The sequence below is a fragment of the Candidatus Venteria ishoeyi genome, assembly GCF_030378065.1.
Classification (GTDB): domain Bacteria; phylum Pseudomonadota; class Gammaproteobacteria; order Beggiatoales; family Beggiatoaceae; genus Venteria; species Venteria ishoeyi.
Genome location: NZ_JAUCGJ010000012.1, coordinates 67,222 through 78,087, shown reverse-complemented (window position 1 = coordinate 78,087; position 10,866 = coordinate 67,222). Strand labels below are relative to the sequence as shown.

The following is a 10,866-nucleotide window of genomic DNA, read 5'->3' as shown; positions in this document are numbered from 1 at the left end:
AAATACAGTTATTGAAATACAGTCTAAGTATTTCTAAAAATCTCTATTTAAAAGTATAGTATCGAGCATTTAAACAATGCAGAAAAAACGATAATATTGAAGCCTTAAACGATTAAAACTCAACCGCCAACTGCACCGCCAGACTCTTGGCATCCTGCCCACTACCACCATCAGCGACCTCATAGGCTTGCTCATAAGCAAACTCAAGATTCAAACGGGTGTTTTCCAGCATCAGCAGTGACCAGCCTAATAATAAACGTTTTTCAGGCAGTGCTAAGGCCAGCGCCTCTTCTGTTACTTGATAAGCGATAGCCAGGGTATGGTCTTTGCTCATTAATGGAAGCTCGTAAGCGGCTTCCAGGTTCCAGGCTTTGGGTTGAGCACCCGTTGATTTAAAATCAAGCTCAGCCAGCGCAAAGCGATCCGCTGCGGCTAAGTATTCGCCAATAATATTGAAAGGGCCGTGACGGTAAGTGGCATGAAGGCCGTAGGCAGCAATTTCATCTTGGGTATTGTGACCATTCAGATGCTCACTGATACTGTCAGATTCAGCCAAATCATTGAGATAACTCAAACCAATATCGAGACCTTGGATTTTTGTTTCCCAGGCATACCCCAGATTAAAGCCTGCATTATCAATGCGCTTAGTCCCGCTTTGAGTCTCTGCAAGCGTTTTGATATCACCGTTAAAGACATAAGCACTCGCATAAAACCCCTGGTATTCAAAACCTGCCAGCGCAACGGTTTCAAAGGTTTCCCCTATTTCCAAAGTGAATGGATCAGAAACCATGTGGGTTTCAAATCTGCCAAAGGGTAAAGCAGTGCGGCCTGCGGTGAAATAAAATGGATTGTGCTCCAGCTTGCCAAGCGTGATAGTGGCAGCATCCACATCCAATCCAGTTTGATCTTCTTCATAAAGCAGGACAATGTTTGCATTCACCCAGTCTGTAATCTGCGCATTAAGGCCCAACTCAACAGTCGCCAATACCAAGTCACTGGCTGCGTTGTTATTATTGGTATCATTAATATCCGCATTACTGGTGCGGGTGGCTTCTACTTCAACTAAACCACTGATTGTAATAGCCTTGTGCCAGTCATTAGTGGCTTCGTTTGGCTCTGTTGTTGCATTTGCTACAACAGGAGGGGCTGCAAGCAATTTTTCAAGTGCTATAATTTGGTCTTGCTTGCGCTGAATGAGTGTATCCTGGCTTTGTAGCTGCCGTTCCAGGTACTGTAATCGTTGTTCCATATCTTGCATCTGCTTAGCCATGCCCATATCGGCTTGAACAAGACCCGTTCCTGATAGGGTCGCCAGCAGTATCAGTATTATCATTTTATGATTCATTTTTTTCCAATTTTCTGAGTAATAACAAACCTTATGAGTGTGGATGATAATGATAACGATTATCGTTTACAGTGTCAATAATGGGAAAAACCCTATTTGTGAACTATAATTGACTGATATTAGGCAACACCAATTACTTATAGTTGACGCCTTAGACACTATAGGAAACGGTTATGAGTAAAAGTAGAATAAGATGCAAAAAATTTACCAAAAGTATCTTATTTTAAATATCAATTGAGGGCTTACCCCATGCCGGATTACATACGTATTGCTGATGAGATGAAAGCCGCTTTGCTGGCGACTGATCGCTTGCAGGCAGAAGATATTCTGACTGAATTAACCGCTCAACCTATTCTGGATGTTGTTGAAGGGGTGGTGGTTCCGGCAATGGAAAATATTGGTAATGACTGGGAAGCCGGTAATGTGGCCTTATCCCAGGTGTATATGAGCGCCAGAATCTGTGAAGAACTGGTTGATAGTGTATTGGCACCACCGGGGCGCTTACGCAATCCACAGCCAAATATCGGTATTGTGGTGCTGGAGGATTATCATTTTCTGGGGAAACGCATTATTCATTCCATCCTGCGTGCAACAGGTTACGATATTATTGATTTAGGACACCTGGATGCGGATGCTTTAATCGAGCAGGTGGAAGTAGATAAAATTGAGGTATTGTTAATTTCCACTTTGATGTTACGCAGTGCGTTGCGCATTACTTATGTGCGCGAGCAGTTGCAACAACGTGGCCTGGAAGTGTATCTGATTGTCGGCGGCGCGCCGTTTCGATTTGATAGCCAGTTATGGCAGGAAGTGGGGGCAGATGCCACTGCCAGTGGTGCGGAAGACTTATTGCCACTGTTTATGGAAATCATCAAGGGGAAGGTCTCATGAAATCTCAGGAAATGACTTCAATGCAACGCACCCTGACAGCACTGGGACACCAGGAACCGGATCGGGTACCGTTGTTTTTATTGTTCAGTCTTACCGGGGCCAAGTTTGCCAATACCTCTATCGAAGACTATTTTACCGCTCCAGAACGTGTGGCTAAGGCGCAACTGGATATGCAGGCACGTTATCAACACGATAGTCTGTATGGTTTTTTCTATGCCTCAGCAGAATTAGAGGCTTTTGGTGGCGGCACCCTGTTTTTCCTCGACGGGCCGCCCAATGCTGATGCACCGCCCATTCGCACAGCACAAGATATCGCCAGACTCAGCGTGCCAGAACCTGAGGAAGTGCCGGTATTGCAACGCATTTTGCAGGCTTTGCGTTTAATGAAAGCAGAAGTGGCAGAGCGGATGCCGATTATTGGTGTTGCCATATCACCGTTTTCATTGCCGGTGATGCAACTGGGTTTTGAGCGTTATTTTAATCTGATGCTGGAAGACCCCACCCATTTTGACAAGCTGATAGCGGTGAATGAAGCCTTTTGCGTGAAATGGTCGAATGCACAATTAGCGGCAGGGGCAACAGCGATTTGTTATTTTGATCCCATATCTTCTTCCACCATTGTCACCCGTGAGCAATATCTACAAACGGGTTATCAAATTGCCAAACGCACAATTGCGCAAATTAACGGCCCCACTGCCACGCATATGGCATCCGGCAAATGCCTGCCAGTGCTGGCGGATATTGCAAGCACTGGCACGGCGGTCGTAGGTGTTAGTTCACAGGAGGACATGACAGCATTAAAAGCGATTGCGCGTGGCAAGGTTAGTTTATTAGGCAACCTCAATGGTATAGAAATGCGCCGCTGGAGCGCGCAGCAGGCCACAGATATTGTTAAAACAGCAATATTTAAAGCAGGCGCGGGTGGTGGTTTATTGCTGGGTGATAATCACGGGGAAATTCCCTGGCAAGTGCCTGATAAGGTGCTGATGGCAATTTCTGAAGCCGCACATGAATGGGGTGTTTATCCGCTAAAATCTGATTAATATCTCTCTATTATTAAACTTGTATAAATAAGCTGACTTTATAACGGGAGTAATAAGTGATGAAATCTTACATACAAAAACTTATTGGCACCGGTTTACTGGTGCTCAGTTGCAGCGTTTGGGCAATCACTGATCTGAATATTAAAGATCAGGGGGTTGTGGATCTGATGCTGACGGGGGAATCCCCCTTTAATACCTTTTCACCGGACTTTGCGAGCAGCCTGGTCACTGCGGATCTTAACGGTGATCAAGTCATGGATCTCATAGTCAGTACCCCGGATGAAGTCTCGTTTCGCGGCATTTCCGAATCCGGGCAGGTTGCGGCTTTTTTCGGTGGCAGCAGTTTCAAGGCATTAAGCTCCCCGGTCAATCCCGCCGATGAAAAAGAAAGTTTTGTCATTTCCGGTACCCTGGAAGGCGAAAACCTCGGTATGCACATGACTGCTGGTGATTTTAATCAGGATGGTTTTGACGATCTGGTCATTTATGCGCCGAAATTCGGACAAAACGATGAAGGACCGCGCCTGTATGTACTCTACGGTAAGACAGATTTCAGCGCAAAAATGGAAATGCCCACCCATGCCGACAGCGTATTCACCCATACTCATGGTGCAGAAATATCTAACACCTGGAACTCTATGGAAGTGCTGAACCTCGCCACTGGTGATGTCAATGGCGACACAGTTGATGATTTGGTGGTTGCCGATGGTATCAATAATGTTTTCCATGTCGTGTTTGGTCAGGCGGGACAAAAATGGGCCGCTGCCGTTGATTTAAGCACAGGCGCAGATGCAACATTGCGCCCTGATGATTTTGCCGATCCCTGGAGCGTCAATCTCAGCAATAACGCCACCGGATTGTCCGTTGCAGATTTGAATGCGGATGGCATCAGCGACATCGCAGTCGGGGTTACGGAAGAAGCCGCAGGCAATCTGGAAAAAGCCGGACAAGTCTATGTCGTGTATGGAAAAGTCGGTTTATCCGGGGCAATTGATTTAAGCAGCGCGGCAGATATCAAAATCTCTGGCGCGCTCAACAAGGATCAAATCGGTGGCAGTCTGGCAGCCGGTGATCTGGATAATAACGGTAAAACTGATCTGGTTATCGGCGCACCTTTATCCGGTCTTGGTCAACTCGGCACCACTGGCATAGGCAGGGCATTCGTTGTCAAAGATGTTGCAGAACGCGGTGCTGCTCTGGATTTGTTTCTGGATGCTGATATTACGCTGAAACTCAGTGACGGCACGGGCCGGATTGGTTTTTATACCGGTTACACGTTGTCCACCAAAGACCTGAATAATGACGGCATTGCTGATTTAACTATCGGTACACCCAATGCTTTCAGCGGTAGCGGTACAAATGGCTGGGTGCATGTTATTTACGGAGCAACAACATTACAGGCCAACTATGATCTGGATGTCGATGGCGACCTGGGGATTTATACGCCGGAACCACCTGAGCTTCTGTGTTGTGGGGAAATGGGTAATACCCTGGATATTGCGGACATGGATAATGACGGTAAGGCCGATCTCTTGTTAGGCGCGCCGCGTGGCGGCCTGACTTTATCTAACGGTATGGTGCATGTGCTGTTCGATGCCGCCAACAAGCAGACTGGTGGTGTCGAGGAAGTTGTTGCCACGCTGGATGCGATGACTTTCCAACTTTATATGCCTGTGGTAACAGTCACTGGCAGCCCATTGACCATCTGGGCGCGCATAAATTTAATCGATCCGATTCAATTGATATTTGAACTGCCTCTGGACGGTTTCGGCGCAACGACAGAAAGCAGTACGCAAGCCAGTAATTTTGATGGTAACACGGGACGTTTGACTATTCCTAAACTGCGTTTCAGTGACATATTATATACTGTCGATCTCGTTGCAGTATCTGTTGATCCCATTCGTTTTCAGGTGGATCTTAACAGTTTGACAACCACCCAATAAGGCTTTGAGGAATAAAAAAACGACGCTTTCGGGCGTCGTTTTTTTATATTTAACTGAGTTCGATGCAAGCTTCTTTTTGTGCTAATCGCGCAAAAAACCGCTTTCGTCTCACGCTAACGTTCATAAAAACGAATCTAAGCTCCTCAAATAAAAGCTTGACTCGTTGCCGTTGCGATCACGGTGTCGGATCGGACACCACTTCATAGATTATCGCATTATTTTCATAATAGGGGCGATAATAAGTACCCCGACAATTATGATAAGAAATGCCACGGGTAATCACGTTAAAGCAATTATCCGGCAAAGTGGCTACGATACTGCCAATCGCCAGACCGATCACCGCCCCGGCAATAGCGGCATCTGTGGAATTCCAGCGATAACTGGGATAATGATCACGATAGCCGCGATAAGGCCGACTTCGATAAGGCCGCAATGGTTGACGATATTCGTGGCGGTGATGCCGATCCCGATAGTAGTGATTGCGATGTGGTTTACGGTAATGGCGATGACGAGGACGATCATAATGCCGATGCACATCATGACCACGATGATGGCGACGGGATCGGTCATGGTGATGACGGTTATGTCGGTCATGTTTGCGCCGATGATGACCTTTTCTACGCTCACTGCGCTGCTCCCTGCGATGTTCTCTGCGCTGTCCGGCATGTCTTTTGCCCTCTTCCCGCGCCTCAACATCCTGTAACAACTGAAAATTAATATTGTAAAAATAGCTTTGTTGTTGCACTTCCAGCGAAGCAAAACTTATCAATAAAAAGATGACTGTGAAAGCCAATGTTTTCAGCCAGTTTCCTGGTTGTAACAGCTTGTTCATGGTGACAACTCCTTATACTTGATTGTAGCAACGGCATCGTATTGAGGAGTGAGAATTTTATAACTTCAGCAACTTGGCTGGTCTTTTCCTTCATTTTCTGCGTTGTGAAAACAGTTACATAGCTTGCTATGCGCCTGTTTTCACGCCTTGAAAATGAATAAAAATCCTGCGCCCAGTTTCTGCATTTATTTCATCCTCACTCCTGAGAAAAATTAAAACAAAATTCAAGTTTCAAGTTTCAATCTTAAGTTTAGTCCAATAGCGTAACAACAGACTGAGTAATAGCGCCAAACCCAAAATCAACAACGGCACCCAGAGATGACCCAGTTGCTCCGGGGCCAGCAATAACATCAACCCCAGACCCAGCATCATCAAACCGGATAACAGCTTCAGAAAACGCCCTTCACCCGTTTGTAATTTACGTCCACTGACGCTAAAGGTGAAAACCAGCACAATGAGCAGCAAAGGGATCATATAAATCACATTGTACAAAACCAGATACAGGTAATATTGGCTCACTGGCAGTGCTTGCAGGGTTAACACGCGGGTGTAAACCATCGGAAAACCTGCCGTGCACAACAATTCATAACTATTGGCAATCACCGCCAGCGTGATGGTCGCAAGTGTCAGGGAAAACAGATTCTCCGCCCCCAGCAAAGCGCGCATACGCTGAAACAATCCGGGCTTGGCGCTGTCGGCAATGGATAAGGACACACCCTGGCGAAAATAAAAAAAATCTTTAATATTAATCAGCGCAAAAATCGTGGCAATGCCCCCGGCAACCAGGGTAATTAAACGCCATTGTCCCGCCAACATAAACACATTCAGCCAAGCCACCATAAACAAAAAATAAATCAGCCCGGAACACAACACAAACAAACCCCCAATCCACAACATACGCGTGCGGCTACGGGCATGAACCAACAAACTCAATAAAAATAATAAAACAAAAAAAGCACAGGGATTAAAGGCATCCAGTCCGGCAATGACCAGGGTATACAAGGGCAAGGACAAATGCCCAACGCTGACCTCGCCCAGCAAAGGCAGAGTTTTGGGTATTTCAACCAGGCTTGTTGCCTGTTTTTGGGGGGACATGGCACGTTCAGGTTTACCCAGGTCCGCCTGTGCGGATTCATAACAAGCCTGTAAAGCCTGCTCCAGCACAAGACCTGCATGTTGCTTATCATCATAACCAACATGCAACTCACCACAAAAAATAAATGCCGGTACGGATTGCGCATCATCAGCAAACAAAGCCGCCATATTCTGATAACGGCGCAAAGCATCAAAATCCTCCACTAAGTTATAAGAATATACCTGTAACCAGGAATAACGCTGTGCCAGCCTGGTTTCAACAAAAGGTCGGGCTTCACGGCAATGTGGGCAATGTGCGCTCCAGAAAAAATACAAAGGAATTTTGATCTGCCCTTGCTTGTCTTTGATAATCCATTGCGGCGCTTCTGCTGTCGGAGTAGACTCAAATAGCTGTTCGGCAAGTGCATGGCTTAAAAAAAACCAGAACAAAACCAGACACAGCACAAAGCGATAACTATTTTTTGTCATATTTGACGTTGTTGTCGATATTTTCATAAGCTGTTGCACTCTTTTTTAATTGCCACGGATAATATTAAGCGATGTCCAACCTACAATCCTTACATTGGCATATTTTTCCAGATGCCAACACCGTTGCGCAACAAGCCTGCCAAAAAATTCTGACCGCAGCCCGACAAGCCATTGCAGCGCGTGGTGCTTTTCACCTGGTATTAGCCGGAGGACGCACCCCGGAAGCCTGTTATCGCTACCTGAGCCAAGCCCAAGCCGATTGGCAATATTGGCATCTCTATTATGGTGATGAACGCTGTCTGCCTGTCGGACATGCTGAGCGCAACAGCCAGATGGTGCAAACCGCCTGGTTGGATCATGTGGCAATTCCAGCGCAACAACACCACATAATACCTGCTGAACGAGAACCGGAAACTGCCGCACGACAATACAGCCAACTTATCGTGCCGGTTTTACCTTTTGATTTGGCCTTACTAGGCATAGGGGAAGACGGTCATACCGCCAGCTTATTTCCCGATCACCAATACCTACCCGCGCCACATTGGACTCATGCCGTATATAACGCACCTAAACCACCTGCCGAGCGCGTCAGCCTCAGTGTTGCCGCTTTATCTTCAACCCGACAGGTTTTATTTTTAATCACCGGAGAAAGCAAACAAAATGCCGTGAAAGCCTGGAAAAATGGGAAGGATTTACCCATCAGTCGTATCTGTTCAGAAAAGGAGACAGCAGTTTATATTGACCAAGCGGCATTGAGCATTCCTAAATAATAATTTTTTCTAAAATGGCATGTGGAATGCAGTTCAGGCAAATAAGAAGAAATTCTTAATGGAATAAGCTATTATCCAAGAAAGCATCAACTGGCATTAGCCCTGGTATTGATACAATATGACTCTTAGGAGCGAGAATTTTATAACTTCAGCAACCTGGCTGGTATTTTTCTCCATTTTCTGCGTTGTGAAAACAGTTACATAGCTTGCTATGCGCCTGTTTTCACGCCTTGAAAATAAATAAAAATCCTGCGCCCAGTTTCTGTATTTATTTATCCTCACTCCTTAATCGTAACTATTCAAACCCCAATTATTTTTTGCCGCAGAATACGCGGAAAATATAGAAAATAACCTAAAGTTAATCCATTCCACGTATTTTAGCGAATTTCACAAGAAATCCACAATGAGGGCACTCTTAACCGGGGCAAATAAGGAAAAAACAGCATGAATGCAAAAAATAAACAGAATACTTTGCTGGTTGTCGATGATAACCCTAATAACCTGAGTGTATTACACACTTTTTTGGGAGAACAGGGGTTTAAAGTACTGATTGCCAAGAATGGCAAAAAAGCCTTGCAACGGGTGGAACTCATGCATCCTGACCTGATTTTGCTGGATATTATGATGCCGGAAATGGATGGTTTTGAAACCTGCCGTATACTTAAAGAGCAGGAACATAGTCGCTACATCCCTGTTATCTTTATGAGTGCTTTGACAGAGACCGTAGACAAGGTTAAAGGCTTTGAACTGGGCGCGGCGGATTATATTATTAAGCCTTTTCAACAAGAGGAAGTGCTGGCACGGGTCAACACCCATTTGGAATTATATAAGCTACGCACTGAACTTGAAGAAAAAAACCAAGTGCTGCAAAAACATAATCAAACTTTGGAAACTGTGGTCAATGCGCTACAGGAAGCCAAACAAACCGCAGAAGAATCGAATGTCGCCAAAAGCCGTTTCATAGCCAACATGAGTCATGAATTACGTACCCCCATGAATGCCATTCTTGGCTACAGCGAAATACTTAAAGAAGATGCCGAAGATTTAGCAGTACCTGAGTTAACAGATGATTTAGATAAAATCCGCAGCGCAGGAAAACATTTACTGGGCTTGATTAATGATGTGCTGGACTTTTCCAAAATTGAAGCCGGTAAAATACAACTTTATAATGAAAGCATTAATATCCCCGATTTACTGCATGATACCGCAAACACCATCCAACCATTGATCAACAACAAAGATAATACCCTGGAAGTCGTGTGCGCGGATGACGTGGAGGAAATGTACGGCGATATAACCAAAGTGCGCCAGATAATTTTCAACCTGCTCAGTAATGCTTCCAAATTTACCGAACAAGGCAAAATAATACTCAGCGTGGTAAAAGCACCTGATAATGAGGGTCAATGGCTTGATTTTGTGGTAACGGACAATGGCATTGGCATGACTTCGGTGCAGTTAGGTAAATTATTCCATGCCTTCACCCAGGCAGATACCTCTACCACCCGCGAATACGGGGGTACCGGACTGGGTCTGGTGATCACCAAAAGCTTTGTGGAGTTGATGGAAGGCAAAATCAGCGTGAAAAGTGAGGCTGGGCGCGGCACAACTTTTACCATTCGCCTGCCGCTAAGCATTGGTATACATAAAATTGATCTGCCCCACCAAACAAACTCAGTCGCAACGCAAAACCCGGATACCAATAAAGGCATGGTGCTGGTCATTAATCATGATCCTCAAACTTGCGGGATGTTGCATAATTATATTAACAACCTGGGTTATCAGGTGAGCATTGCCGCAAGTAGTGAAGAAGGCCTGGAACTGGCACAAACAATTCATCCCTCAATGATTGTTTTGGAAAGCGGTATGCCGGATATGGATGCCTGGTCGATTTTACCGACACTGAAAAATAATCCGCAACTCATCAACGTGCCGGTATTAATGCTATCCATGCTGGAAAAAGAAAATCAGGGTTATTCTCTGGGCGCTTCCGGCTATCTGCTGAAACCGGTGGAACATGAACAGTTAGCCGGGGTATTGGATAAATACCGTCCGCGTGATAATGATACACCGCTGATGCTGGTGGTGGATGATGATACCATGCATCTGGATATGTTAGAGCGTATGCTGAGCAAAACCGGCTGGCGCGTGAAAAAAGCACAAAATGGTCGCTTGGCCCTGGAAGCCATCCGCCACGAACAACCCGATTTAATCCTGTCTGATTTAATGATGCCGGAAATGGATGGTTTTGAATTAATTGAAAACTTACGCAATAACCCTTCATGGAAATTAATTCCGGTGGTCGTGCTCACTGCTAAAGACCTTACCGAAGACGATAAATGCCGCCTCAGCGAAAGTGCCGCCACTGTGTTCCGTAAAGGTTCTTACAGCCATGATCGGCTATTGAGTGAAGTGCGCAGTGCTTTGGCAGCGGCAGGCTAAAGCGCGCTGCCATTGCGGGGATGATAACCCCGATCTCGCT

Annotated in this window: 8 protein-coding genes; 5 read left to right on the top strand and 3 right to left on the bottom strand. The window is 45.7% G+C overall.

Going from position 1 to position 10,866, the window contains the following annotated elements; all coding sequences use genetic code 11:
• Nucleotides 1–112 precede the first annotated feature (112 nt).
• Nucleotides 113–1,333, bottom strand: a complete 1,221-nt coding sequence (locus tag QUF61_RS05840; RefSeq protein ID WP_289680917.1) for an LbtU family siderophore porin — start codon at nucleotides 1,331–1,333, stop codon at nucleotides 113–115.
• A 261-nt stretch (nucleotides 1,334–1,594) separates the two neighbouring features.
• On the opposite strand from QUF61_RS05840, the gene QUF61_RS05835 reads away from it, so the two are divergent.
• From QUF61_RS05835 to QUF61_RS05825, 3 genes are read left to right on the top strand one after another with little or no spacing between them, the layout of a single operon-like run.
• Nucleotides 1,595–2,236 (top strand): cobalamin B12-binding domain-containing protein, encoded by a 642-nt coding sequence (locus tag QUF61_RS05835; protein WP_289680916.1) that lies wholly within the window; start codon nucleotides 1,595–1,597, stop codon nucleotides 2,234–2,236.
• Complete coding sequence (locus tag QUF61_RS05830; protein ID WP_289680915.1) at nucleotides 2,233–3,279, top strand: uroporphyrinogen decarboxylase family protein; 1,047 nt, start codon at nucleotides 2,233–2,235, stop codon at nucleotides 3,277–3,279. Before QUF61_RS05835 ends, QUF61_RS05830 begins: the two co-directional genes overlap by 4 nt.
• Nucleotides 3,280–3,338: 59 nt before the next feature.
• Complete coding sequence (locus QUF61_RS05825) at nucleotides 3,339–5,222, top strand: FG-GAP repeat protein (protein ID WP_289680925.1); 1,884 nt, start codon at nucleotides 3,339–3,341, stop codon at nucleotides 5,220–5,222.
• Between the two features lie 175 nt (nucleotides 5,223–5,397).
• Here QUF61_RS05825 and QUF61_RS05820 read toward each other — a convergent pair whose 3' ends face one another.
• Nucleotides 5,398–6,054, bottom strand: a complete 657-nt coding sequence (locus QUF61_RS05820; protein ID WP_103920509.1) for a hypothetical protein — start codon at nucleotides 6,052–6,054, stop codon at nucleotides 5,398–5,400.
• A 231-nt stretch (nucleotides 6,055–6,285) separates the two neighbouring features.
• Nucleotides 6,286–7,617 (bottom strand): thioredoxin family protein, encoded by a 1,332-nt coding sequence (locus QUF61_RS05815; RefSeq protein WP_289680913.1) that lies wholly within the window; start codon nucleotides 7,615–7,617, stop codon nucleotides 6,286–6,288.
• 71 nt (nucleotides 7,618–7,688) lie between these two features.
• On the opposite strand from QUF61_RS05815, the gene pgl reads away from it, so the two are divergent.
• Nucleotides 7,689–8,387: a 6-phosphogluconolactonase gene (pgl, locus tag QUF61_RS05810; protein WP_289680911.1), complete on the top strand. Its 699-nt coding sequence runs from the start codon at nucleotides 7,689–7,691 to the stop codon at nucleotides 8,385–8,387.
• Between the two features lie 444 nt (nucleotides 8,388–8,831).
• On the top strand, nucleotides 8,832–10,826 hold the full coding sequence (locus QUF61_RS05805) for a response regulator (protein ID WP_103920512.1): 1,995 nt from the start codon (nucleotides 8,832–8,834) through the stop codon (nucleotides 10,824–10,826).
• Nucleotides 10,827–10,866 lie beyond the last annotated feature (40 nt).